The organism is Ruegeria sp. BI7 (assembly GCF_056537925.1).
Map to the genome: position 1 here is coordinate 1,010,783 of NZ_JBQFSK010000001.1, position 24,439 is coordinate 1,035,221.

General features: G+C 54.8%; 28 protein-coding genes and 1 tRNA gene. 24 read left to right on the top strand and 5 right to left on the bottom strand.

Annotated features, from left to right (window positions below; genetic code table 11):
* Positions 1-25: 25 nt before the first annotated feature.
* The gene (locus tag ACR0JB_RS05030) at positions 26-334 is read right to left on the bottom strand and encodes an ArsR/SmtB family transcription factor (RefSeq protein ID WP_170394345.1); all 309 of its coding nucleotides are present in this window, start codon (positions 332-334) and stop codon (positions 26-28) included.
* A gap of 100 nt (positions 335-434) precedes the next feature.
* On the bottom strand, positions 435-809 hold the full coding sequence (locus ACR0JB_RS05035) for a thioredoxin domain-containing protein (protein WP_170505259.1): 375 nt from the start codon (positions 807-809) through the stop codon (positions 435-437).
* Between the two features lie 80 nt (positions 810-889).
* Here ACR0JB_RS05035 and ACR0JB_RS05040 point away from each other — a divergent pair, with 80 nt between their 5' ends.
* The 14 genes from ACR0JB_RS05040 to ACR0JB_RS05105 all read left to right on the top strand — a co-directional run bounded on the left by ACR0JB_RS05040 (position 890) and on the right by ACR0JB_RS05105 (position 13,810).
* Positions 890-1,630: a cytochrome c biogenesis CcdA family protein gene (locus ACR0JB_RS05040; RefSeq protein ID WP_170394046.1), complete on the top strand. Its 741-nt coding sequence runs from the start codon at positions 890-892 to the stop codon at positions 1,628-1,630.
* Positions 1,631-1,644: 14 nt separating this feature from the next.
* Positions 1,645-2,223 (top strand): thioredoxin family protein, encoded by a 579-nt coding sequence (locus ACR0JB_RS05045; RefSeq protein ID WP_170394048.1) that lies wholly within the window; start codon positions 1,645-1,647, stop codon positions 2,221-2,223.
* Between the two features lie 131 nt (positions 2,224-2,354).
* Positions 2,355-2,831: a sulfur oxidation c-type cytochrome SoxX gene (soxX, locus tag ACR0JB_RS05050; protein WP_170394050.1), complete on the top strand. Its 477-nt coding sequence runs from the start codon at positions 2,355-2,357 to the stop codon at positions 2,829-2,831.
* Between the two features lie 46 nt (positions 2,832-2,877).
* On the top strand, positions 2,878-3,294 hold the full coding sequence (soxY, locus tag ACR0JB_RS05055) for a thiosulfate oxidation carrier protein SoxY (protein ID WP_170394052.1): 417 nt from the start codon (positions 2,878-2,880) through the stop codon (positions 3,292-3,294).
* 34 nt (positions 3,295-3,328) lie between these two features.
* Complete coding sequence (soxZ, locus tag ACR0JB_RS05060) at positions 3,329-3,658, top strand: thiosulfate oxidation carrier complex protein SoxZ (protein WP_170394054.1); 330 nt, start codon at positions 3,329-3,331, stop codon at positions 3,656-3,658.
* 70 nt (positions 3,659-3,728) lie between these two features.
* Positions 3,729-4,574 (top strand): sulfur oxidation c-type cytochrome SoxA, encoded by an 846-nt coding sequence (soxA, locus tag ACR0JB_RS05065; RefSeq protein ID WP_170505262.1) that lies wholly within the window; start codon positions 3,729-3,731, stop codon positions 4,572-4,574.
* 88 nt (positions 4,575-4,662) lie between these two features.
* Positions 4,663-6,360, top strand: a complete 1,698-nt coding sequence (soxB, locus tag ACR0JB_RS05070; RefSeq protein ID WP_170394058.1) for a thiosulfohydrolase SoxB — start codon at positions 4,663-4,665, stop codon at positions 6,358-6,360.
* 24 nt (positions 6,361-6,384) lie between these two features.
* Positions 6,385-7,647 carry a sulfite dehydrogenase gene (gene soxC / locus ACR0JB_RS05075; RefSeq protein ID WP_170394060.1) on the top strand — a complete coding sequence of 421 codons (1,263 nt, stop codon included), beginning with the start codon at positions 6,385-6,387 and terminating at the stop codon, positions 7,645-7,647.
* Positions 7,631-8,956, top strand: a complete 1,326-nt coding sequence (locus ACR0JB_RS05080) for a c-type cytochrome (protein ID WP_480789730.1) — start codon at positions 7,631-7,633, stop codon at positions 8,954-8,956. Before soxC ends, ACR0JB_RS05080 begins: the two co-directional genes overlap by 17 nt.
* 2 nt (positions 8,957-8,958) lie before the next feature.
* Positions 8,959-9,666, top strand: a complete 708-nt coding sequence (locus ACR0JB_RS05085) for a c-type cytochrome (RefSeq protein WP_170505275.1) — start codon at positions 8,959-8,961, stop codon at positions 9,664-9,666.
* 24 nt (positions 9,667-9,690) lie between these two features.
* On the top strand, positions 9,691-10,953 hold the full coding sequence (locus tag ACR0JB_RS05090; RefSeq protein WP_170394066.1) for an NAD(P)/FAD-dependent oxidoreductase: 1,263 nt from the start codon (positions 9,691-9,693) through the stop codon (positions 10,951-10,953).
* Between the two features lie 80 nt (positions 10,954-11,033).
* The gene (locus tag ACR0JB_RS05095) at positions 11,034-11,468 is read left to right on the top strand and encodes a DUF302 domain-containing protein (protein WP_170394068.1); all 435 of its coding nucleotides are present in this window, start codon (positions 11,034-11,036) and stop codon (positions 11,466-11,468) included.
* A gap of 1 nt (position 11,469) precedes the next feature.
* Entirely contained in the window at positions 11,470-12,693 is a 1,224-nt protein-coding gene (hemA, locus tag ACR0JB_RS05100; protein ID WP_170394070.1) for a 5-aminolevulinate synthase, read from the top strand.
* Positions 12,694-12,790: 97 nt separating this feature from the next.
* Positions 12,791-13,810 carry a YeeE/YedE family protein gene (locus ACR0JB_RS05105; protein ID WP_254437323.1) on the top strand — a complete coding sequence of 340 codons (1,020 nt, stop codon included), beginning with the start codon at positions 12,791-12,793 and terminating at the stop codon, positions 13,808-13,810.
* 1 nt (position 13,811) lies between these two features.
* Here ACR0JB_RS05105 and ACR0JB_RS05110 read toward each other — a convergent pair whose 3' ends face one another.
* Complete coding sequence (locus ACR0JB_RS05110) at positions 13,812-14,753, bottom strand: MBL fold metallo-hydrolase (RefSeq protein WP_170394349.1); 942 nt, start codon at positions 14,751-14,753, stop codon at positions 13,812-13,814.
* A gap of 2 nt (positions 14,754-14,755) precedes the next feature.
* The gene (locus tag ACR0JB_RS05115) at positions 14,756-15,553 is read right to left on the bottom strand and encodes an MBL fold metallo-hydrolase (protein WP_254437324.1); all 798 of its coding nucleotides are present in this window, start codon (positions 15,551-15,553) and stop codon (positions 14,756-14,758) included.
* Positions 15,554-16,284: 731 nt separating this feature from the next.
* On the opposite strand from ACR0JB_RS05115, the gene ACR0JB_RS05120 reads away from it, so the two are divergent.
* Positions 16,285-16,944, top strand: a complete 660-nt coding sequence (locus ACR0JB_RS05120) for a L,D-transpeptidase (protein WP_480789731.1) — start codon at positions 16,285-16,287, stop codon at positions 16,942-16,944.
* A 499-nt stretch (positions 16,945-17,443) separates the two neighbouring features.
* On the top strand, positions 17,444-17,788 hold the full coding sequence (locus tag ACR0JB_RS05125; protein WP_367648153.1) for a tyrosine-type recombinase/integrase: 345 nt from the start codon (positions 17,444-17,446) through the stop codon (positions 17,786-17,788).
* A gap of 256 nt (positions 17,789-18,044) precedes the next feature.
* Here the strand turns inward: ACR0JB_RS05125 and ACR0JB_RS05130 are convergent.
* Positions 18,045-18,134 (bottom strand) — tRNA-Ser (locus ACR0JB_RS05130).
* A 123-nt stretch (positions 18,135-18,257) separates the two neighbouring features.
* Between ACR0JB_RS05130 and ACR0JB_RS05135 the strand changes: the two genes are divergently transcribed.
* The 8 genes from ACR0JB_RS05135 to proB all read left to right on the top strand — a co-directional run bounded on the left by ACR0JB_RS05135 (position 18,258) and on the right by proB (position 24,413).
* Positions 18,258-19,100 (top strand): DUF2059 domain-containing protein, encoded by an 843-nt coding sequence (locus ACR0JB_RS05135; protein WP_170394080.1) that lies wholly within the window; start codon positions 18,258-18,260, stop codon positions 19,098-19,100.
* Positions 19,100-19,900: a DUF2059 domain-containing protein gene (locus tag ACR0JB_RS05140; RefSeq protein WP_170394082.1), complete on the top strand. Its 801-nt coding sequence runs from the start codon at positions 19,100-19,102 to the stop codon at positions 19,898-19,900. Before ACR0JB_RS05135 ends, ACR0JB_RS05140 begins: the two co-directional genes overlap by 1 nt.
* 210 nt (positions 19,901-20,110) lie before the next feature.
* Positions 20,111-20,731 carry a 50S ribosomal protein L21 gene (locus ACR0JB_RS05145; protein WP_170375320.1) on the top strand — a complete coding sequence of 207 codons (621 nt, stop codon included), beginning with the start codon at positions 20,111-20,113 and terminating at the stop codon, positions 20,729-20,731.
* Between the two features lie 11 nt (positions 20,732-20,742).
* A complete protein-coding gene (gene rpmA / locus ACR0JB_RS05150; RefSeq protein WP_010440093.1) occupies positions 20,743-21,012 on the top strand; it encodes a 50S ribosomal protein L27 in 270 nt (89 codons plus the stop codon).
* A gap of 93 nt (positions 21,013-21,105) precedes the next feature.
* On the top strand, positions 21,106-21,714 hold the full coding sequence (locus tag ACR0JB_RS05155; RefSeq protein WP_170375322.1) for a LysE family translocator: 609 nt from the start codon (positions 21,106-21,108) through the stop codon (positions 21,712-21,714).
* Positions 21,711-22,247 (top strand): GNAT family N-acetyltransferase, encoded by a 537-nt coding sequence (locus tag ACR0JB_RS05160; RefSeq protein ID WP_170358452.1) that lies wholly within the window; start codon positions 21,711-21,713, stop codon positions 22,245-22,247. The genes ACR0JB_RS05155 and ACR0JB_RS05160 overlap by 4 nt, the downstream gene beginning before the upstream one ends.
* A gap of 37 nt (positions 22,248-22,284) precedes the next feature.
* On the top strand, positions 22,285-23,319 hold the full coding sequence (obgE, locus tag ACR0JB_RS05165) for a GTPase ObgE (RefSeq protein ID WP_170348696.1): 1,035 nt from the start codon (positions 22,285-22,287) through the stop codon (positions 23,317-23,319).
* The gene (gene proB / locus ACR0JB_RS05170) at positions 23,307-24,413 is read left to right on the top strand and encodes a glutamate 5-kinase (protein ID WP_170358454.1); all 1,107 of its coding nucleotides are present in this window, start codon (positions 23,307-23,309) and stop codon (positions 24,411-24,413) included. Before obgE ends, proB begins: the two co-directional genes overlap by 13 nt.
* The last annotated feature ends 26 nt before the right edge of the window (positions 24,414-24,439 follow it).

The following is a 24,439-nucleotide window of genomic DNA, read 5'->3' on the forward strand; positions in this document are numbered from 1 at the left end:
AGCTGGCGGGTATTTTTGGCGGCTTCTACTTCTCCCTGCAAAATAGATCGTAAACGACTTCCAGGATCTGTGTCGATCGATCATCCGCCAATCTGTAGTAGATCGTTTTCCCCTCGCGTCGCGTTTTGACCAAGCCCTCAAAGCGTAGGCGAGATAGTTGCTGAGAAACGGCGGCCTGGCGCGCCGAGAGCATTTCTTCCATCTGCGTGACAGATTTTTCACCCGAGGACAAATAGCACAAGATCATCAAGCGCCCTTCATGGCTGATTGCCTTAAGGAAACTTGACGCCGTCTGAGCATTTTCCATCATTCTGTCTATGTCTTCGGCGCACATGTCCGGGTCGAACACGGGCAGTTTCGAAGATTTGTTCAACAAGATCGCCTCGCTTTCATAGCTTCACGCATTCATAACAGTTTATGTAATGCGCCACAGTTTATCCAGAGGTCTCAATCGGCACCCCCGCGTCACGCAGCAAAACGCCCAGCAACCCCCAGAAAAAATCTTCGCCGGGATAGCCTTCGATCCGTCCAACCTCTTGTCCATCGTCCAGCAGAACAAAGGTTGGCGTGTAGTGGAGAGGCCGCTCCAACGCGATGCCTTCAGGCATAGCTGCATGGATATCGACGCGGTGAAGTGGAGCGGCATGTCCTTCAGGTGTCTTGGGGTAGATCTCCGAGATTTCACTGTCCCAACGGGCGCACCAAATACACCCATCTTCCTCGGCCATCAGAAGCGTCATTTCTGCCCGTGAAATCACCGGAGAAACAAGCAGCGTGATTGCAAGCAAATGCAGAAGTAGGTGGCGCATTTTAAGCTCCGATTGACCACAGCGACATATCTTTATTATTTTGAATATGTGAATGATAGCGTGCCAGAACAGGTTTGACCATGCTCGACATTACATTTGCGGGAGCTTTAGTCGCAGGGCTATTGTCGTTCCTATCGCCCTGCATCCTACCTATCGTGCCGTTTTATCTTAGCTATCTGGCCGGCGTCGGGATTGATCAGATATCTGCGGGGTCAACACTATCCGCCGGCGTTCGTCGCAGGGCAGCGCTTTCTGCGATAGCATTTGCAGCCGGGATCATTACGATCTTCATGGCGCTGGGTGCGACGGCTTCGATCTTCGGGCAACTGGTACGAGAGTATTTCGACATACTACGCTGGATTGCAGCGGCCATCATCATTGCGATGGGGCTGCATTTCCTGGGGTTCTTTCGCATCGCGTTCCTGTATCGTCAATTTCGTGCGGACGTCGGTGAGACATCAAGCGTTAGCCTGATTGGGGCTTACGTTCTGGGCTTGGCATTTGCTTTTGGTTGGACACCTTGCGTCGGGCCTGTGCTCGCTGCGATCTTGTTTACAGCGGCCGGAACCGAGACGGCTTGGCGTGGAGCAGTGCTTCTATTCGTCTACGGGGTTGGAATGACCGCGCCGTTTGTTCTGGCGGCCTTTTTGGTCCGCCCTTTCATGCAATGGATGGCGCAGTTCAGAAAGCACTTGCCCCTCATCGAAAAGGCCATGGGTGGCTTTCTGGTGCTCTTCGGCATCCTCATCGCAACCAATTCCATCAATTACATCGCACAATGGATGCTCGACTATATGCCTTGGCTCGCAGCCATTGGGTAATTCGGGAGGAAGACATGAAACGAGTTTTGTCAGTATTGATCGCGTGCCTGATCGGCGGGGCAGTTTTCGCCGCTGAACTGGGCGACGACGGTCTGCATAAAACACCGTGGATGCGCGACACGTTCAAAGATCTCCGCGAGGATCTTGAAGAGGCCTCAAGCGAAGACAAGCGGTTAGTTTTATTTATTGAGCAACAAGGCTGTATCTACTGCAAAAAGATGCATGAAGAGGTGTTCCCTCAGCCTGACCTTGCAGCTTTCATCGAAGAGAATTTCTTTGTCGTCCAACTGGACCTGCATGGTAGCACCACAGCTACCGACTTTGACGGGGAAGAAAATGAGCAAAGAGCGCTGATGCGAAAATGGGGGATTCTGTTCACCCCGACGCTCGTATTTCTGCCGGAAGAGGTGCCGGAGGATGCCACAGCCATTGACGCTGCGGTCGCTGTGATGCCGGGAGCTTTCTCTAAGGGGACAACCTTGGATCTTTTCACCTGGGTCGACGAGAAGCGATACGAACTTGATAATGGCGAAGATTTTCAACGGTATCATGCCCGGCGCATTCAGGAGCGAAATAATATTTCTCAAGATTGAGCTCCATCATTACAAATAAAAAAATTCATTATGATGAATTTAATGTTGCGACAGGCGGCACTCGTCGACTACGGTACACAAATGCTTTGGGTCGCAAGGCGCCGCCGGCGTGTTAGCAAATGGGAGGGATCATGAAGCTGAGACTCTTAACATTGGTCTGCGCAATGACGGGCGTCGCCGCATTTGCGGCAGATACAGACCCGAAAGACGTAACCTATGACGACTATGGCGCTATCGAAGTCTCTTTGACTGGCGCTAATGGTGATGCGGCAAATGGCGCGCTTATCGTTGGCGACAAATCAAAAGGCAATTGCGTGGCATGCCACGCGGTCTCGGCTTTGGCCGAAATACCGTTCCATGGCGAAGTTGGTCCGATGCTGGATGGCGCTGGCGATCGTTGGACCGAAGCGGAACTTCGCGGATTGGTCGCAAATGCAAAGATGACATTCGAAGGCACGGTGATGCCTGCGTTCTACAAGGATGACGGATATATCCGCCCGGGCGACGCCTATACCGGAAAAGCCCCGACCGCGCCTTTGACGTCGATCCTGACAGCGCAAGAAATCGAGGATGTGGTCGCGTTTCTTGCGACCCTGAAAGAGGAATAGTCGCGCTTTAAAGCGTGAATTTTCGAAGTTTCAAAGGAGATTGAAAATGGAACTCTCTCGCCGCGAGACACTGGCCCTTGGGCTGGGCGCCGCGTTCCTGACAATTATGCCGCTTCGGGCAAATGCAGCTGCTGAAGATGCCATCGCGGCATTTACAGGCGGCGCAGATGTGGCTGACGGCGGTGTTACATTGACTGCACCGGAAATTGCTGAAAACGGCAATACTGTGCCAATCGAAGTCCGTGCTCCGGGCGCAGCTGCAATTCTAATCGTGGCTGCAGGTAACCCCGAACCTGGCGTTGCAACATTCAATTTCGGTCCGTTGGCGGCTGAACAAGCCGCATCAACCCGCATCCGTCTTGCCGGAACGCAGGACGTCATTGCCGTGGCGAAGATGGCAGATGGCAGCTTCGCCAAAGCGTCCGCGACCGTAAAAGTGACAATCGGCGGCTGCGGCGGCTGATCGCCACGCGCCCTGAAGAACAGGAGATTAGCCAATGGCATCCGGTGTAAAACCACGCGTCAAGGTTCCAAAGACAGCCGCTGCTGGTGAAACCATAACGATCAAGACACTGATCAGCCACAAGATGGAAAGCGGCCAGCGTAAGGATAAAGAAGGAAACGTCATCCCGCGTTCGATCATCAATCGGTTCACCTGCGAGTTTAATGGGGAAATGGTGGTTGACGTTACCATGGAGCCGGCGATTTCGACCAATCCGTACTTCCAGTTTGAAGCAACAGTGCCAGAAGCCGGTGAGTTTGTTTTCACCTGGTACGACGACGATGGCTCTGTCTACGACGAGAAGAAAACGATCGAGATTGCTTAACGGCTCGACCACTAAGGAAGGTCAGCGCTGGTTGCGAATTCTGGCGCTGGTCCACTAAGGGAGGAACGCAATGAATACCAAGGCACTAACGGCGATCGCGGCAGTTCTGGTTTTCCCAGTGGCAGCAATGGCTGGTCCTGACGAAGAGAATCTTGTGATCAATGATGAGCTGGACATGACCTCGGTCACTGAAGCTCCGGCACATCTGGAAAATTTGGACACGATCTACTCGGGTTGGCATTTTCGCACGGATGAAACGCAAGCGCTTCAAATTGATGACTTCGACAACCCTGCAATGATCTTCGTCGATCAGGCCGCCGATCTCTTCGAGACCGTCGATGGTGCCGCGGGCGAGAGCTGTGCCTCATGTCATGATGGGGTGGAGAGCTTCAAAGGATTGCAGGCGTCCATGCCGAAGGTGGATGCCGAAACTGGTAAGCTGGTCGTCATGGAAGATCTGATCAACAATTGCCGTACGGACCGCATGGAAGCCGATGCCTGGAAATGGTCCGGGGGTGATATGCAGGGCATGGTCGCTTTGATCGGTCTGCAATCACGCGGCATGCCAATGAATGTCGCGATTGATGGCGATGCCGCCCCGTATTGGGAGCAGGGCAAAGAGATGTATTATACCCGCTATGGTCAGCTGGAGCTTAGCTGTGCCAATTGTCATGAAGACAACTGGGGCAACATGATCCGTGCCGACCACCTGAGCCAGGGTATGATCAACGGGTTCCCAACATATCGTCTGAAACAAGCAAAGCTGATTTCGCGCCACAACCGTTTCCGCGGCTGTATTCGCGATACGCGGGCGGAAACTTTTGCCGAAGGATCGGACGAGTTTCGCGCGCTTGAGCTTTATGTGGCCTCGCGTGGCAACGGGCTTTCAGTCGAAACTCCTGCAGTACGGCAATAGTGAACGACCCGCGTGGACAGTGTCCTGCGCGGGTTTTTCCAGGAAAATTACATTCACACATTTATATGTGTTATAGGAAAGCTGATAGATGATTTCTCGACGTGACTTCTTGCAGGTTTCAATGGCTGCATCGGCTTTGTACGGGGCGTCCGGGTTCGGAAACTGGGCCAGACTTGCCGCGCAGCAAAGCCTAACGCAGGATCAATTGCTGGAGTTCGAGACCTTCGGAAATATCAGCCTGATCCATGTCACCGACATCCACGCGCAACTCAAGCCGATCTATTTCCGCGAACCCGAGATAAACCTTGGTATTGGCGATGCACGAGGGCAGATGCCGCATGTCACAGGGGCGGCGTTCCGCAAGGCCTACGGGATCGAAGAGGGAAGCCCGTTGGCCTATGGGCTGACCTACAACGATTTCTCTGCGCTGGCAAAGACCTACGGTCGGGTTGGTGGATTGGACCGGGTCTCAACTGTCATCAACGCCATTCGTGCTGACCGCCCTGATGCCCTTTTATTGGATGGGGGCGATACCTGGCACGGTTCATACACCTGCTATCAGACGGCCGGTCAGGACATGGTCAATGTCATGAACGCGCTGAAACCCGATGCAATGACCTTCCATTGGGAGTTCACGTTGGGCAGCGACAGGGTTAACGAAATCGTCGAAGGTTTGCCCTTTGCGGCCCTTGGGCAGAATATCTTTGATGCTGAATGGGACGAACCCGCTGAACTATTCCAACCCTACAAGTTTTTTGATCGGGGCGGTGCAAAGGTTGCTGTTATCGGGCAAGCGTTTCCTTACATGCCCATCGCGAACCCAGGCTGGATGTTCCCAGAATACTCTTTCGGTATTCGAGATGAAAACATGCAGGCAATGGTGGACGAGGTTCGTGATGCCGGTGCCGATGTCGTTGTCGTCCTCAGCCACAACGGCTTTGACGTGGACAAGAAGATGGCGGGTCGGGTGCAAGGGATCGACGTGATACTCAGCGGTCACACCCATGACGCGCTTCCCGAGCCGGTTCTGGTCGGAAAAACGCATATCATCGCGTCTGGCTCGAACGGCAAATTTGTCAGCCGCGTAGATCTCGACGTGAGGGACGGGCAGATGATGGGGCTGAAGCATAAGCTGATCCCGATCTTCTCTGACGTCATCGCTCCTGATCCTGCGATCACCGCTCTGATAAATGATCAGCGCGCGCCGTACGAGGCTGCGCTGAGTGAGGTAATTGGCAAAACGGAATCGTTGCTTTACCGCCGCGGCAACTTTAACGGCACGTGGGATGACCTGATTTGCGATGCCCTGATCAATGAGCGTGAGGCTGACATCGCGATGTCGCCCGGCGTCCGTTGGGGGCCGTCGATCCTGCCGGGGCAGGAAATTACGCGCGAGGACATTTGGAACGTCACATCGATGTCGTATCCCAATGCCTATCGCACAGAAATGACAGGCGAATTCATCCATGTGATCCTCGAGGATGTCGGTGACAACCTGTTCAACCCCGATCCTTATTACCAGCAGGGCGGCGATATGGTCCGCGTCGGTGGGCTTGGCTACCGCATCGATGTGACCAAACCACAAGGTCAGCGGATCAGCGAAATGACTTTGCTCAAAACGGGTGAAGTAATTGATCCATCAAAAACCTACGTCGTGGCTGGTTGGGCCAGCGTAAACGAAGGTACTGAGGGCCCGCCGATCTGGGATGTTGTCGAAAACCATGTTCGCAACCTTGGCACCGTCACGGTGCAAGAGAACACCAGTGTTGATGTTGTCGGCGCTTAAGAAACCGATGGAGACCTAAGAGATATGGATGACGCGTTCAAACCGTCCCGCCGGGCCTTCCTGAAAGGCAGTGCTGCGGTCGCCGCAGGGTCAGTTGCGGGTGCGGCAGCGGCAGATACGCCCGACCCACTGATAACAGAGCTTCAGGAATGGGCGTCTTACACGGGTGCCGGTGTCGATGAGTCACCTTATGGCATGCCGATCAGCTTCGAATCTCATGTCGTTCGGCGCAACGTGGAATGGCTGACCGCCTCTCCGATTTCGTCGATCAACTTCACACCAATCCACGCGCTTGATGGCACAATCACTCCGCAAGGATGCGCCTTTGAGCGTCACCATTCGGGTGCGATCGAGCTGCGCAAGGAGGATTATCGCCTGATGATCAATGGGCTGGTCGATCGCCCGCTTGTGTTTACTTATGAAGATATTGAGCGTTTCCCGCGCGAAAATCATGTGTATTTCTGCGAATGCGCTGCGAACACCGGTATGGAGTGGGCGGGGGCGCAACTTAACGGCGTCCAATTTACCCACGGCATGATTCACAATATGGAATACACCGGTGTTCCGCTGCGCACGCTGTTGCAGGAAGCAGGTGCGGATGTCTCATCGGACAAATGGGTCTATGTTGAAGGCGCAGACGCCTCATCCAATGGCCGCTCCATCCCGATGGAAAAAGCACTGGATGACGTGCTGGTGGCTTTCAAGGCAAATGGTGAAGCACTACGCATGGAACATGGATACCCCGTGCGACTGGTTGTTCCGGGTTGGGAAGGCAACATGTGGGTCAAGTGGCTGCGCCGCGTCGAAGTCGTCGATATGGCGGTCGAAAGCCGAGAAGAAACATCGAAGTACACCGATGTCTATGCCGATGGCACAGCCCAGAAATGGACGTGGGTGATGGATGCAAAGTCCGTCATTACGTCACCCAGCCCGCAAATGCCCATCAAACACGGACCGGGACCCTTGGTCATTTCCGGGCTTGCCTGGTCAGGCCACGGGCAAATTACGCGGGTCGATGTGTCCAAGGACGGTGGGATCACCTGGGAGACGGCGCGTCTTGGCAAGCAGGGCGACAGCAAGGCTTTGACGCGTTTCTATCTCGATACGAATTGGGACGGAGCACCAATGTTGTTACAGGCCCGAGCGATAGACGAGACTGGCTATGTGCAGCCAACCAAAGACCAGCTACGCGAAAAGCGCGGAGAAAACGCGGTCTACCACAACAACTGTATCCAAACTTGGTTTGTGAGCGCAGAAGGGATCGCTGAGAATGTCGAAGTCTCTTAGTCATGTTTTCCTGCCCGTATTTGGTGGCATAGCCTTGGTGCTTGCGGCTGCGTTGGTATTTGCCAATCGGAACTACGGCCAGTCGAAGATAGACACTTTGGAAACCCGGATAGGTCAGGTTGAAGCGCATGCAGCATCAGCTCTGGAAAATGCGCAAGCGGAGGCCAGGCGAGCAGCTGAACTTGAGACCAAAGTCGAGGAAATCCAAGCGGCCGCTGCTGAACGGGTTGCAAATGGTGCGAAACTAACTGCACCGGCGCCCAGTCGCGACGGTACTTTTGGGCTTGGACGTCCTGCACTGGAGGAAGAGATCGCGGCCTGGGACGTTGACATCTTGCCCGACGGGCGTGGCTTGCCGGTTGGATCAGGCGATGTCTGGACTGGAGAAGAAGTGTTTGTCGACCGGTGTGCGTCCTGTCACGGAGAGTTTGCCGAAGGCGCCGACAATTGGCCTGTTCTGGCCGGCGGCTTCGACACGCTTGCGGACGAAGATCCTGTGAAAACCGTTGGGTCTTATTGGCCGCATTTGTCGACCGCTTGGGACTACATTTCCCGCTCAATGCCATTTGGTGAAGCGGGTACGCTTACGGCGGATGAGACCTACGCAATAGTCGCCTATATCCTTTATTCCAATGATCTGGTAGATGACGATTTCGTTCTCAGCAATGAAAACTTCGCCGAATTCGAAATGTACAACAAGGATGGATTTGTCGTCGATACGCGACCTGAGACTGAGTACGCAGAATGGCGAGACGAGCCCTGTATTGAGAGCTGCAAAACAGAGACCGTGGTTACTATGCGCTCAGTCTTTCTGGTTGAGACGCCACCGGAAGGCGGTTCGAATTCGGTCATGAATGCAGCCAGCGCGGACGAGTTGCCGACGTTCACGGCGGAAGGGCCCTCTTTCATTCCAGTCGCAGCGCCAAAGCCTGAGGAAGAAGCTGCCGCAACGCCGGCTATTCAAAAAATCGACGAGGCTGACCAGACTACGGAACTGTTCGCAGCCGGAGAGAAGGTCTTCAAGAAGTGCAAATCATGCCATCAGGTTGGTGACGGTGCAAAGGATAGTACGGGGCCGGCGCTGAACGGGGTTATCGGGGCCAACGCAGGGTCGGTTGAAGGGTTCAAATACTCCAAGGCCATGAAAGCCGCTGCCGAGGCTGGTCTCGTCTGGACCGAAGAAGAAATGGCCGCCTTTCTTACGAAGCCCAAGGAATACATGAAAGGCACACGGATGTCTTTTGCAGGCCTTAAGAAACAGGACGATATCCAAGCTTTGATCATCTATCTCAAGACGTTTGGAAGTTGACGATGCGTTGGCCGAACGCATTGATCTTTGCCGCGTGTTTTGGGGCTATTGCTTCATCGACCGACGCAGCAGAAGACCTTGGTGATGCTGACGCAGGGAAAGTGGTGTTTGCCAAATGCATAGGCTGTCATCAGGTCGGAAAACGAGCCGAAAACACAATTGGTCCGCATCTGAATGGTGTCTTTGGGCGGAAGGCCGCAGGTCTCGATGGATTTAACTATTCCAAGAGTCTCGTGCGCGCGGGCAACTCGGGTCTGGAATGGCACGCTGACACTCTGTCTGCCTACATCGAAAACCCACGTGCATTTGCGTCTGGCACCAGGATGAGCTTTCGTGGTCTGAAAGACTCGGAAGACCGCGCCAATGTGATCGCCTATTTGCGGGCGTTTTCCGACAATCCTCAGGACATCCCGGAAGCGGACCCGACGGCAATAGGAACGGATCATTCTATCGACCCCACGATTCTCGCGATTCAAGGAGATCCTGAGTACGGCGCATATCTCAGCAGCGAATGCACAACGTGTCACCAGATCGAAGGTGGCGATGAGGGCATTCCCTCGATTGTGTATTGGCCTGACGACGACTTCGTGGTCGCCATGCACGCTTACAAAGACAAACAGCGGCCACATCCGGTCATGCAAATGATCGCCGGGCGGCTGAGCAATGACGAGATCGCGGCATTGGCCGCCTACTTCAATAATCCAGAATGAAAGTGCCTAAGGGGAGGAAACGCGATGACACTCAATAGACGAGTATTTCTTGGAGCCGCCGGGGTAGTGGCCGCCGGGCTATCTGCTCCGATGGTGCTGGCTCAAGGCAAACCCCGTGTAGTGGTTGTCGGCGGCGGTGCGGGCGGTGCGACTGCCGCGCGTTACATAGCGAAGGACAGCAAAGGTGAGATTGACGTGACGCTGATCGAGCCGTCTCGGACCTACTACACCTGTTTCTTCTCAAACCTTTATTTGGGAGGTTTTCAGGAGCTATCGGACATCGCCCACAGCTATGGCACGCTTGCCGCGAACTACGGTATCAACATCGTGCATGATTGGGCCACTGGGGTCGACAGCGACGCTAAGACGGTGTCCTTGGCAGGTGGCGGATCAGTTCCTTATGACAAGCTGATCCTTAGCCCGGGTATCGACTTTGTTGATGGTGCGGTAGAGGGCTGGGACCTCTCGGCCCAAAATAAGATGCCGCATGCTTACAAAGCTGGTTCTCAGACAGAGCTTTTGAAAGCGCAGATCATGGCGATGCCCGAGGGCGGTACCTTCGCGATGGTCGCTCCTCCTAACCCGTACCGTTGCCCGCCCGGGCCGTATGAACGGGTTTCGATGGTGGCGCATGTGCTGAAGGCAAACAACCCAACAGCAAAGATCATTGTAGCCGATCCGAAGCCGAAATTCTCGAAAATGGCTTTGTTCCAAGAAGGCTGGGGAAACAACTACGAAGGAATGGTCGACTGGATCGGCGAAGATTTCGGCGGTGGTAATGTATCCGTGAATCCGGATGCAATGACGGTGACCATCGACGGCGAAGAGACAAAGGTCGATGTCTGCAACGTGATCCCAGCGATGAAAGCTGGACGCATTGCGGAAATGGCGGGAGTGACCGATGGCAATTGGGCACCGGTAAACGCAGCGGACATGTCCTCCAAAGTCGATCCTGATATCTATGTTCTTGGTGACGCCAGCCAGCAGGGTGACATGCCGAAATCCGGTTTTTCGGCAAACAGTCAGGCAAAGGTCTGTGCGAATGCGGTACGAGGTGCGTTGACAGGTTCCAAAGTGTTCCCTGCCAAGTTTTCTAACACGTGCTGGTCGCTCATCAACACGGATGATGGTGTGAAGGTGGGCGCAACCTACGAGGCGACGCCTGAAAAGATCGCCAAAGTTGACGGCTTCATCAGCCAAACCGGCGAAGATGCTGATCTGAGAAAAGCGACTTACGAAGAGTCTCTGGGTTGGTACGCCGGTATCACCTCAGACATGTTTGGTTGAGGCATTCGGAGGGTTTGACCGGCGTCAAAGACCCTGATGAGCAATCTGAGAAAATGCGGTTCAGGAGGAGGACTAAAACCATGAAACATTTTATCGCTGCAGCCGCGTTTTCCGCTGTTCTGGCGGGCCCAGCATTTGCGGAGGAGATAATCACAGCTCCATTTGACGGAAGTTTTGATGATGCAACTTTCGCGGTCGAGTCCGCGATTGTAGGTCAGGGACTGGTCATCGACTATGTGAGCCATGTTGGGGAAATGCTGAATCGAACAGGCGCAGATGTCGGCAGCGACAAGCAGATATTTGCGGCCGCGGACATCTTCATTTTCTGCTCGGCAAAAATTTCGCGCGAGGTCATGGAAGCCGACCCGATGAATATCGGCTTCTGCCCCTACGGAATTTTTGTCGCTGAAGACGACAGTGGCGTGATGGTTGGGTACCGAAGCTACCCTGACGGGCCAATGCAAAAAGTCCAGACTCTGTTGTCCGAGATCGTAGAAGAGGCTGTCGGGAATTGAAATGAACTACCAACAGTATTTTCGTGATCAACTTGTCCAGCTTCAAGAAGAAGGGAATTACCGGGTTTTTGCGGATCTCGAACGACAGCGCGGCGCATTCCCTACCGCACGCAGTCACACGGAGCATGGTCCAGAAAAGGTCACTGTCTGGTGCTCAAATGACTATCTCGGTATGGGGCAAAACCCCAGTGTTCTCAAAGCAATGCACCAGGTGATTGATGAGTGTGGTGCTGGGGCGGGAGGAACGCGGAATATCTCTGGAACCACCCACCAGCATATTTTGCTGGAGCAAGAGCTTGCTGACTTGCATGGCAAGGACGCTGCTTTGCTGTTTACGTCCGGTTACGTTTCGAACTGGGCCGCGCTGGGAACTCTGGCGTCTCGCATTCCTGGCATCACAGTCTTGTCTGACGAGTTGAACCATGCCTCGATGATCGAGGGCATTCGCCACAGTCGGTGCCAGAAGCGTATCTGGAAACACAACGACGTGGCGGACCTTGAAAGGCACCTTGCTGAACTGCCTGCCGATGCTCCTAAGCTCATTGCGTTCGAGAGCGTCTATTCCATGGATGGCGATCTTGCACCAATTGCCGAGATCTGTGATCTGGCGGATCGCTATGGCGCGATGACCTATTTGGATGAGGTTCACGCGGTGGGGCTTTATGGGACGCGCGGCGGAGGCATAGCTGAGCGCGAAGGCCTGATGGATCGGATAACCGTCATCGAGGGGACATTAGGCAAAGCGTTCGGCGTAGTTGGTGGATACATCGCCGCGTCGACAGAGCTTGTCGATTTTGTCCGATCCTTTGCCAGTGGGTTTATCTTCACCACTGCGTTGCCTCCCGCCGTGGCCGCAGGAGCTGCCGCTTCGGTTCGGCACCTGAAGCAAAGCAATGCGGAACGACATTTGCACCAGCAGCGCGTGCGCGACGTGCGAGACAGGCTGGACGATCTGGGCATCCCGCATACACCGAACCCAAGTCACATCATTCCGGTCATGGTAGGCGATCCGGTCAAGTGTCGCTTCATCTCTGACGTGCTGATGCGTGACTATGGGATTTACATCCAGCCGATCAACTATCCGACCGTCCCCAAGGGAACAGAACGTCTACGGATTACACCTTCCCCAGTGCATTCCACCGAAGACGTGGATCGACTGGTATCTGCCTTGGGTGAGTTATGGACCCAATGCCAATTGGCCCGCAGGCCAATGGCTGCGCAGTGACAATGACAACTTGACCGAAGACAAGGACGCGCAAGCAACGAAGTGAGAGTTTCTGTTGATGGAAAGGCTCATCGATTTGTTGGGAGACCCTGGCGCTTTGGCATTTGCCGGTGCGCTTGTAGGTCTCCTGTTCGGCGTGACGGCCCAGAAATCTCACTTTTGTTTGCGGGCGTCGACCATCGAGGTCGCCGAAGGCGAGCTTGGTCCTCGCCTGGCGGTTTGGCTGATCGCCTTCACCGCAGCGCTCACCTTAGTACAGGCGTTTGTCGCGTTTGAGTGGTTAAACCTTTCCGAGACACGCGCGATCGCGTCGACGGGTAGCCTCAGCGGAGCAATAATTGGCGGGGCGCTGTTCGGTGCCGGCATGGTTCTGGCGCGTGGGTGTGCATCTCGCCTGTTGGTATTGGCCTCCTGCGGTAATCTGCGCGCCCTGATTACAGGCTTGGTTTTAACCTTAGTGGCTCAGGCTGCTTACACGGGCGTTCTTAGTCCCGCCCGCGAATTGCTTTCCGGGATCTGGACTGTCTCAGGAGGCGCCTCGAGAGATCTTTCAGAAATTCTTGGATTTTCGCCAGCGGCTTATTCAGCCGTTGCAGCGATGGGAATGGTGTCGGCAATTGCATTTGCATTCCACCGGCGAGTTGCGCCTATCAGGATCGTAACAGCCGCAGGCGTTGGTGTGACGGTGGCGCTCGGCTGGTTAATGACATTTGCGATCGCGCAAGCATCTTTTGACGTCGTGCCCGTGTCGTCAGTCACGTTCACCGGACCGGCTACGGATACACTGATGGCGTTGGTTGCGAAGCAAAACGTCGTGTTGTCCTTCGGTATCGGCCTTGTTCCAGGCGTAGCAATTGGTGCCGCAGGCTCGGCCCTAACTGCAGGGGAGTGGAAGATCGAACGTTTTGGCCCGGATACTCCGATGGAGCGCTACCTTGTTGGAGCTGTCCTCATGGGGTTTGGAGCCATGCTGGCCGGAGGTTGCGCAGTGGGTGCAGGGCTTTCAGGAGGGTCCGCCCTGTCATTGACGGCATGGCTTGCCGTTTTCTTCATGTGGGTTGGAGCGATCAGCGCGCATAGGTTAATGCGCCGAATCCCTGTTCCTCAAACGTCCTGAGTTATTCGAATTCCATCTGCTCAAATACCCGCCCGGCATTTTTTGTCGCCAGTTCCTCATACGTGTCCAAATGGGCATACGGTGACTGATCGACATAGTAAGCCTCTGCCAGATCGCCGCCGGCATCCATGTGCTCTTGGATCTTGCCGCGCAGATAGACCAGGTAGTCGCGTGTATAACGGCGCACCTGATCCATGTTCGTCGGATGACCATGTCCGGGGATGACATATTTGGCTCCCAAAGCTTCGAACTCGTTGTCCCATGTTTCAAGCCAATCCGCTGTATAGGTCTCTTGAAAGATCGGCAGCATTCGCTCGTGAAACGCCATATCACCCGCGATAACAAGGCTTTGGTTCGGCAGCCAAATCGAGATATCGCCGGGACTATGGGCCGGCCCGAGATATTTGGCCTCAATCCGGAAATCACCCATTTCAACCACGTATTCATCCTCGAATGTCTCGGTTGGGCCAGCCAGGAAGGTTCTTTCAGCCTTGTCCTGGTTGTACCGCTGCATACCTTCAAGGATCTGTAGGCCGTATTCCTCGAATTCAGCCGCAGCATCTGAATGGGCGATGATCGGAATACCGAGCTCTGACCAGTAGGCGTTGCCAAGCGTCGCGTGCCCCTGACCATTTTCGTTGAAGACAAGCTTAACCGGCTGATCCGTGATTGCCTGAATTTCCTGGTGAAGCGCTTCAGCAAGCACATAGGCTGCGCCGCCGTTTATGACGATCACGCCCTCTCCGGTAACTATGAAGCTGAGGTTGTTGTTGTGACCAGAGTTTTCGTAGGTCGGCGGGGCGGTTGCGCCAATGGCAGAATAGACGCCTGGGATGTATTCGACCGGTTTGGAATACAGCACACTTTGCGGGTATTGGTCTGCAATATCCTCGCTTGCCCAAGCTGGTGTGCCCAGGGCCAAGACAATCGCCAGCGATCGCATCATTATGGTTCTCCAATGAACTTATAAGCAGACCCAGTCTTTTCGACCCGGCCGATCCCACCATTCGGAAGGTGGAAACCAATTATTTTCATTTGCTCGTGGGAAATCTGATCCAGCAGCGAATTCCGAGTTGCTGCGGCCGCCTGTTGATCCTGATCCGTGCCGCTGAGCCAGTCGGGGCGTTCAAAAGCTACGTGTGGATTTCCCAACGCGTCGCCGGCAACCATCACGGATTCACTGCCGCCTCGAACTTCGAACGCCATGTGGCCGGGTGTGTGTCCAAAGCTTGCGCGTGCGGCAATACCGGGAAGGATCTCTTGTCCGTCGTCAAAGAACGCGACTTGATCCTCAATTGCTGCCATACGCCGCTTCGCGCCCACAGCGAACGCAGCGCGATCTTCTCCAATGGTATCCACCGTCGAGGGGTTCCACCAATAATCCCACTCATTTCGGCCAAAGTGATGCGTGGCGTTGGGGAAAAGAAGGTCGTCGAAATCATCCAAAACGCCCCAGATGTGATCCGGGTGCGCATGTGTGAAGATCACGTGCGAGATATCTTCGGGCGACAGGTTGATAGTTTCAAGAGTTTCCAGAAGTTTACCGGAAGTGGGCATGAAATCGGGTCCAGCCCCCACATCGAACAGCACCGTGTTTTGATCATCTCGATAAAGCGCCACGTTGCACTCTGGCTCGTACTTTGTCGCGTCAACCTTGTAGCTGTCCAGAAGCTGCCTGAGTTCTTCCTTCGGCATGGTGCCGAAGACCATTTCCGGAGGCAATGACAGGTATCCGTCTGACATGGTTGCAATCCGAACCGAAGAACCGAGTTGTAACTCTGCCCACGCGATTTTGGATTGCGCTCCAAGCGCTGTAATACAAGCGGCACCGTACAAGAAACTGCGCCGCGAAAATGCTTTTTCATACATTCACAATCAATAAAATGAATGTTTTAATTTGTAAATGACGAATGATGGAGATGGGGGCAATGCCTCTTTCGTCAGGATCACAGCGTGTCTCAGTTAAACGCTGCCATCAGCTTTTGAACAATTGTGTGTCAACGGTCATTTGATCCCTGAAAAAAAATGGCGAACTGTCGCTGAGCTTCCACATTTCAATCAAATGTTCCGCAAGGAACCTCGCGATCAACATAGTGGTGAGGCCCATAACAGCCTTCCGTACCGCGGCTATGCCAATTACCCTGGTGGTGTCTGCCTGTGCATCCGGACAAAGTTATTATCACGGCTATTAAGGTGACCATTTTGCGAGAGCATCGTATCCATTGGATCTGTTCCATGTGCCAACGACCGTATCGGCAATGAGGACATCGGTACCTTGACGCAAGTGAAAGCGCGCGCTGGTATTGCGACCTTCGCCATTGTTAAGCTGACAACTACCGTTGATAAAAAGTACCAGTTTGTCGGTGATTTCTTTCGAATTTGATAAATGGTTGGAGTTTTTTCTCGAAAGTTGAAAGCCTGAGAGACCAACGTACTCTTCAATGGGTCGCAAGCAGCACGGGTTGATGAGATAAATGCTGAACAGAAGACACTTACTTGCAACTTCTTTGGCCATGCTCGCACAGCCTGCGTTTTCTTCCTCTGCGTCGGCATCTACTTCTTCGCATTGGTCGGCATGGGATGCCAGGGTGATGCCGCCCAATTTCGATCCCGCGTCATCCAATCCCTGGGGGTTACACCCACGTTTCCTACCTCAGCGTGTGCAAACCAACCGAGCGCTTGTTCCGGGTGACATCCATGTCGATGCGGTAGCGCGATATCTGTATTTCATCGAAGACGGTGGCACGGCAATGCGCTACGGCGTAGCTATTGCGCGGGGTAATCTCTATGAGCCCGGTGTCTACACAATCAAGCGAAAGGCCAAATGGCCGCGTTGGACTCCCACCGCTGAAATGATTGAGCGTGACCCTGATGAATATGCGCAATTCGCAAATGGTGTGCCGGGTGGGCCAACAAACCCATTGGGATCAAGGGCGCTTTATCTCTACGAAGGTGGTCGCGACACATATTTGCGAATTCACGGAACACCCTATCCAAGATCTATAGGAGGTCGTGCAAGTTCCGGCTGCGTAAGGATGGCGATGCCACATATCATCGGATTGTATGATCGTGTCAGGCCAGGTGCCACGGCGCATCTCTACCCTCCCGAGCGGCATTTGACCGCGACCCGCTGATAGGTGCTTGTCAGGCGCGCGTGCAGATTGGGCGCCCTTCAATAGTCCTGAGTGGCAGGTAGGTCGTTTCAACAGGCCCCACGTAGCGATACCAATAGCAACCGTCCTCAGGCATGATTTTCACGGCGTTCAGGTCCTGGCCCGGAGCAGCAATCTGGGCAACGGCTTCAGGAACTCGGGAATGCGTTCCGGGCTCGCTATCTGCAGATATTGACGTTGTTTCGGAACAAGCGCCAACAAACAAAAGTATGCCCAGTGCTTGGAGTGCTTTCTTCAAGGACATGGTGTTTCGCCCATTGTGATTATCATTTTGTAGTATCTGATACCTTCGCATCGGTGGGTGATCACATCAATTCACCAATATCTAAGCGATTGTTAGCGTTGCTTTTTTGTGATCGGCCGATACAAAAAAAGCCAAGTTTTTCTCAAAGCAACACGGGGTTATGCCGAAGAAAAGTTGCTTTTTCACAATGGCTTGATGATGTGAAGCCACCTTAAGATCCGCGTCGTATTATTGCGACAAGCGGCGATCGACATCCTCCTTCGCATTCCGAGCTCCAATTCGTCTCCATACTTATTTTGGAACCGGAGCGATCACGGCTACTACAAGGATGCCTCGAACCTGTTCTGGGAATACGGGCAAGAAACTGGATTTGGCTCACGCCTGCATGATATCCGGCACAAGTTCGCGATCGAACGTCTGCAGCAGGGCTGGAGCATCTACCGGGTCAGCCGCTATATCGGCCATGTGTCGGTGAAGACGACCGAGCGCTATTACTTCCGGTATCTGACCCAGGAAGAGCAAGATGCCGCGAGTTACGATGGGGACAACGGCTTCCGGTAAGTCTTCGCTGGCTCATGACCTAAAGACGGGCCTCGCAGATCTGCGGGGCCCGTTTCCCTTTGTCGATCTTCGATCAGCAATGGCTATCTGAACGACGCATTTGCCGTGAAAATTGGATTGGACCGATGACATAGCCGGCGCAATCGGAGCTCGAAATGTGACATAGTATGTCAAGTTTCGGGATTGTAAGGTCTGGCATGGGCACCTGATGCGTCGCCGTGTTGGCGATAACTATTCTTACTTATCAGGGATATAGTGGCGGAGAGACAGGGATTCGAACCCTGGGTGGGCTTGCACCCACAACGGTTTTCGAGACCGCCCCGTTCGACCACTCCGGCACCTCTCCGCGGGGGTCTGTGAGGGGGGGATTTAGTGAGGAACGCGCGGGGGTGCAAGCAGAAAATTCCCGAAATTCACTATGACGGGATTTTCCATTGCCAGACGGCACAAAACGCCTAGGCTTTGAAGTATGACTTATTCTCTTCGCCGCTCCGCTCTGACCCTATTCTTGTTGCTTCTGGCACTGGCCATGGCGCCTGTGTCGTCCTTTGCCGCCGGGCGAGACAGGATCGAAGCGTTTCTGACCACAACTGGTTTTGACGTGGCGCTGGAAAGTATCGCGCTCTCTTCTGCGTCGGCGCCGCAGATGCTGGGCATAGACCCGGATGGTTTCGGCTCCGATTGGGCCCGACTGACCGAAGAAGTATTCGACACTGAAGACATGCATGAAACCGCCGTGTCGATTCTGGAGCAGACACTCAGAGACGAGGCGCTGCTTCATGCAGTAGAATTTTATGCCTCGGACCTGGGGCAGCGTCTGGTCGAAGCGGAAAACGCCTCGCATATGCTAGAAGATGACGAGTCCAAGCAGCAGCAGGGGCAAGAGATCGTGGCCGAGTTGATCAAAGACGGCTCGCACCGTGTTGAAAGCCTCAAACGCATGAATAGGGCCATTGATTCAAGCGGGACTGCCCTGCGAGCCCTGCAAGAGATTCAACTGCGGTTTCTGCTGGCCGCCAGTGCTTCGGGGGTAATTGATCTTCAGTTGGATGCTGATCAACTGCGCCTCATGATGCGCCAGAACGAAACAAGCATGCGACAGGCGTTGCAGTTATCGGCCCTGGCCGGGGCTGCCTATACGTATCAGAGTTTTTCCGATGCCGATGTGAACGCTTATGCCGATGCGCTAGAGCAGCCGCTGATGCAAGAAGTCTATGAACTGCTGAATGCCGTTCAATATGAAATCATGGCCATGAAATTCGAAATTCTTGCCACTCGGATGGCGGACTTGCACCCGGCACAGGATATCTGATGCGTTTTATCGCGACGTTCCTGGCGTTGTTCGTTTGGACCACGCCTTTGCAGGCCGAGGAAAAGGTCGAACAACTTATGCGGGCCCTGCAAGTGGACGCGGTCATCGACATCCTGCGGGACGAAGGCAGTTCACTTGGCCAGGACCTTCAGCAAACCTTTCTGAACAACAATGGCGGCCCGGTCTTTCTGGATCAGGTAGACCGGATTTACGACGCGGACAGAATGCGTGATCAGGTCGAAAGTGTATTCGCGGAAACCCTGACCGAAAGCCAGATGGACCGCGCCATCCTGTTTTTCGAAAGCGATTTAGGGCAGGCTATCACCTCGCTGGAATTATCCGCCCGTGTCGCCTTGGCAGATGAAGCCATCGAAGAAATGGCACAGGACGCCTACAAAAACGGTGATCGCAGCACGGAGCTATATCGGCTGGTCGACGAATTTATTCAGGTCAACAACCTGATTGACGAGAATGTGCATAACTCCATCAGTGCAGATTACAATTTTTTCCGTGGGATGAGCCTGGGGGTTGGCGGAGACGACGGGGAGCTTTTGGCACAGCTGCTTGAGGAAAAAGACAGCATGACCGAAGACACACGAACGTGGCTGTATTCCTTCTTTCTGCTAGCCTACAAGCCACTGACCGACAGTCAAATGCGCGAGAACATCGCCTTTTCACGCACTGAAACGGGCAAAGCGATCAACACGGCCCTGTTTGAAAGCTTTAACCGGATGTTCGACACGATCTATTATCAGCTGGGTCAGGCGGTCGCTCAGGTGCTGAAAGGATCGGACCTTTAGCGTCGCATTTGATGTTGACTTTCCCCCGCAATCTTTGGATAAGCGCGCATCCCGGCCGGTTCTTCCGCGCCGGGTCTCGTTATTATTGACCCAAAGGGCTTTTCCCACGGGTCGTCACACAGCCCGGAAAAAGGGCGCGCTGTTCGAGGTGGCGAAAGCCAAAACACCCAAACGGGGACCACAGAACGCGGTTTGGAAAAGGAAAGACGCATGTTTGCGGTCCTCAAGACTGGCGGCAAGCAGTACAAGGTTCAGGCGGGCGATGTGCTCCGTGTTGAAAAGCTGGCTGCCGACGCAGGTGAAAAAGTTCAATTCAACGATGTTCTGATGCTGGGCGGTGACGCACCGGTTGTTGGCGCACCTTTCGTTGAAGGCGCAGGCGTTCAGGCCGAAGTGATCGAACAGATCAAAGGTGACAAGGTCATCAACTTCGTCAAGCGTCGTCGTAAGCACAGCTCGAAGCGTACCGTTGGCCACCGTCAGAAACTGACTCTGGTCAAAATCACTGACATCCTGGCATCGGGCGCTGACAAATCGGGCATCAAAGCTGCAACTGGTTCGGCACCTGCTGGCGAAGCTGCTCCGGCAGCGAAAAAGCCTGCCAAGAAAGCTGAAGCCAAAGCAGAGGCACCTGCCGCTGCTGCTGCTGCCGCTGATGATCTGACAGCCCTGAACGGTGTCGGTCCCGCCGCCGCCAAAAAGCTGGCCGACGCCGGTATCGAGAGCTTTGCCGCTCTGGCCGCCTTGTCGGACGAGCAGATTGCTGCTATCGACACCATCAAAGTGAAACCCGAATGGGTTGAGCAGGCCAAAGAACTGGCTAAAGGCTAAGGAGAGAGAGAATGGCACATAAAAAAGCTGGCGGTTCCTCCCGTAACGGTCGCGACTCAGCTGGTCGCCGCCTTGGCGTGAAACTGTATGGAGGCCAGGCCGCCATCGCAGGTAACATCATCGTGCGTCAGCGCGGCACCAAGTTCTGGCCGGGCGAAGGCGTAGGCATGGGCAAAGATCATACAATCTTTGCAACTGTCGACGGCGCTGTGAAGTTCCACAAAGGCCTCAAAAACCGCACCTTTATTTCGGTCCTGCCAGTGGCGGAGGCCGCAGAGTAAGCCGAAACCCATAAGGTTTGAAAATTCTTGGGGGACCGGCAGAAAATGCCGGTCCCCTTTCTCGTTTTAACGTAGTTTTGATTGAACGCACCTATGCCCGTCGCAACCACAAGTTTCCTGATTTTCGCCGCCAGTCAGGTTGGCACCCCAGGACCCGCCAATATGGTCCTGTTGGGAACTGGTGCGCGCTATGGTTTTCGGGCGGCACTTCCGTTTGTCGGGGGCGTCATTGTAGGGAAGCAATTGATCATCTGGCCTGTGGGCTTTGGCCTGCTGCAACTGGCCGATCAGGCTCCGGGCGTATTTACAGCGCTGAAATACGCGTCAGCAGCCTATATCATGTGGCTGGCCTGGAAGATCGCCAACACACGCCTGTCGCGTCAGCAGGCTGATGGCAAAGCACCCGGGTTCTTGGCTGGTTTGATCGTTCATCCCTTAAATCCAAAGGCTTGGGCGATGATCATTGCAGGGTTTACCGGGTTTGTGGCGGCAGGGACGCCCAGTATTGAGGCCACAGTAACGATTGCTCTCTGTTTGTTGTTTTGTCAGGTCATTCTTCATCCAATTTGGACATTTGCGGGCGATAGAATTGCCCACGCGGTTGAAGGACGGCCAATTGAAAAATATCTGATGTGGACGTTAGCCAGTCTCACCGTTGCGTCCGTGTTATTCGTGTTGTTCGGAGGAGGAACGCACTCATGAAGCTTGAGGCAATAATAAACCAGCCGGTCATTGAAACCGAGCGGTTCGATCTGCGACCATTGCGCCGGTCGGATTTGGGTCTCATTGAACATTATGCAGGTGATGAGCGCGTGGCGCGCATGACCACAGCAATTCCACATCCGCTGCCACCGGGTTCGACCGAAGCTTTTGTGACGCGCGCGATGTCCGAAGAACGCGATGAAGACGTCTGGGCAATGGATGCCACCAAAGATGGCGGTCCCGAGCTGATCGGCCTGATCTCGCTGACGCGCCTGGATCGCAACCAGTCCGAGGTGGGCTATTGGGTCGCGCCGGTCTATTGGAACACGGGCGTTGCATCGATGGCGGTCGAAGCGCTGGTCAATGCCAACCCGTTGGAAAACGCCACCATGTTTGCCAGCGTTTTTCAGGACAATCCGGCCTCGGCGCGGGTGTTGACCCATTGCGGGTTTGAATATCTGGGCGATGCCGAAACCTATTCGGTGGCGCGTGATGCGAATGTGCCCACCTGGACGTATACTAAGAAACTCTGACTTGTGGCCGATGGGGCCTTTGCAGTAGGGGACACACATGAAATTTCTCGATCTTGCAAAGGTCTACATCCGGTCCGGGGCCGGAGGTGGCGGCTGCGTCAGCTTTCGGCGCGAAAAGTACATCGAATACGGCGGTCCCGATGGCGGTGATGGCGGTAAAGGCGGATCTGTCTGGGCCGAGGTCGTTGACGGGTTGAACACCCTCATCGACTTCCGCTATCAGCAGCATTTCTTTGCCAAGAACGGTCAACCCGGTCGGGGTCAGCAGCGCACCGGCAAGGACGGCGACGACATTGTCTTGCGGGTGCCGGTTGGTACCGAGATTCTGGACGAAGACGAAGAAACCGTCATCTGCGATCTGACTGAGGTCGGTCAGCGGGTTTTGCTGGCCAAAGGCGGCAATGGCGGCTTCGGCAACCTGCACTTTAAATCTGCCACCAACCAGGCCCCGCGCCGGGCCAATCCGGGGCAGGCGGGGATCGACCGCACCATCTGGCTGCGGCTGAAACTGATCGCTGATGTGGGTCTGCTGGGCATGCCCAATGCGGGTAAGTCGACTTTTTTGGCCGCAACATCCAACGCCCGTCCGAAAATTGCGGATTATCCCTTTACCACGCTGCACCCGAACCTGGGTGTGGTCGGCGTTGATAACGTCGAGTTTGTCGTGGCTGACATTCCCGGCCTGATCGAAGGCGCCCACGAAGGCCGTGGGATCGGAGATCGTTTTCTGGGTCACGTGGAACGCTGCGCCGTTCTGCTGCATCTGGTCGATGGAACGTCTGAGACCGTGGCTGATGACTATCGGACCATTATTCACGAGCTTGAGGCTTATGGCGGCGAACTGGCTGAGAAACCTCGCATTACGGTGCTGAACAAGGTCGACGCACTGGATGATGAAGAACGCGAAGCGGCTAAGGCCGAGCTGGAAGAGGCCGTCGGCGGCCCCGTCATGACAATGTCCGGTGTGGCGCATCTGGGCGTGACCGAGGTTCTGCGCGCATTGCGTACCCAGATTGACGAAAACCGCCTGCGGCAAAAGCCCGTTGAGGAGGCGAAGACGTGGCAACCCTGACCTCAGCCAAGCGTCTGGTGGTCAAGATCGGGTCCGCCTTGCTGGTGGATCGGGACACGGGCCTTTTGCGCTCGGACTGGCTGCACTCCTTGGCGCAGGACGTAGCTTGGCTAAAGGGGCAGGGAACGGACGTCATTTTGGTGTCATCCGGGTCTATCGCGTTGGGTCGCGGGGTCTTGGGCTTGCCGATGGAGGCATTGCCGCTGGAGAAGTCTCAGGCCGCCGCTGCTGTAGGTCAGATCCGGCTGGCTCGCGCGTACGAGGAGGCGTTAACGCCGCACAAGATCACTACCGCGCAGGTCTTGGTGACGTTGGAGGACAGCGCTGACCGCCGCCGCTATCTGAACTCACGCGCGACACTTGAAACTTTGCTGGGTTTGGGTGTCGTGCCTATCGTCAACGAAAACGATACGGTCGCAACGGATGAAATCCGCTATGGCGACAATGACCGCCTTGCCGCACAGATCGCTGTCACGGTGGGCGCGGATCAGTTGATACTGCTATCCGACGTGGACGGTTTCTATACCGGCAACCCGAATGAGGACGCCTCGGCCACGCGTTACGACGTGATCGAAGAAATTACGCCTAAGATCGAACAGATGGCGGGTGACGCCGGGTCAGGCCTGTCCAAAGGCGGAATGAAGACAAAGCTGCTGGCTGCAAAGATGGCGACAGCCGCCGGGTGCGATATGGCGATTACTGAAGGATCGCCGCTGAACCCTCTGAAATCACTTGAAAACGGCGCGAATTGCACTTGGTTCACCGCGACCCTGGACCCACATGCGGCCCGGAAACGGTGGATCTCGGCGATGAAACCGCGTGGTGAAATCGTGGTGGACGCCGGCGCAGCCCGGGCACTTGGCAACGGTAAAAGCCTGTTGCCTGCCGGGATCGTCGAAGTGACCGGAGACTTTGGCCGTGGCGATCCTGTGGCCATTCTGGACCCGGAAGCGCGACGCTTGGCACAGGGCCTCAGCCGCTATACCGCGCAAGAAGCAGACGCGATCAAGGGGCGAAAATCCTCAGAAATCGAGGCGACTCTGGGTTATCCGGGCAGGGCCGTGCTGATCCACCGAGACGATTTGGCGCGGTAGCCGAGCGATGTTAGAACACCAAAAGA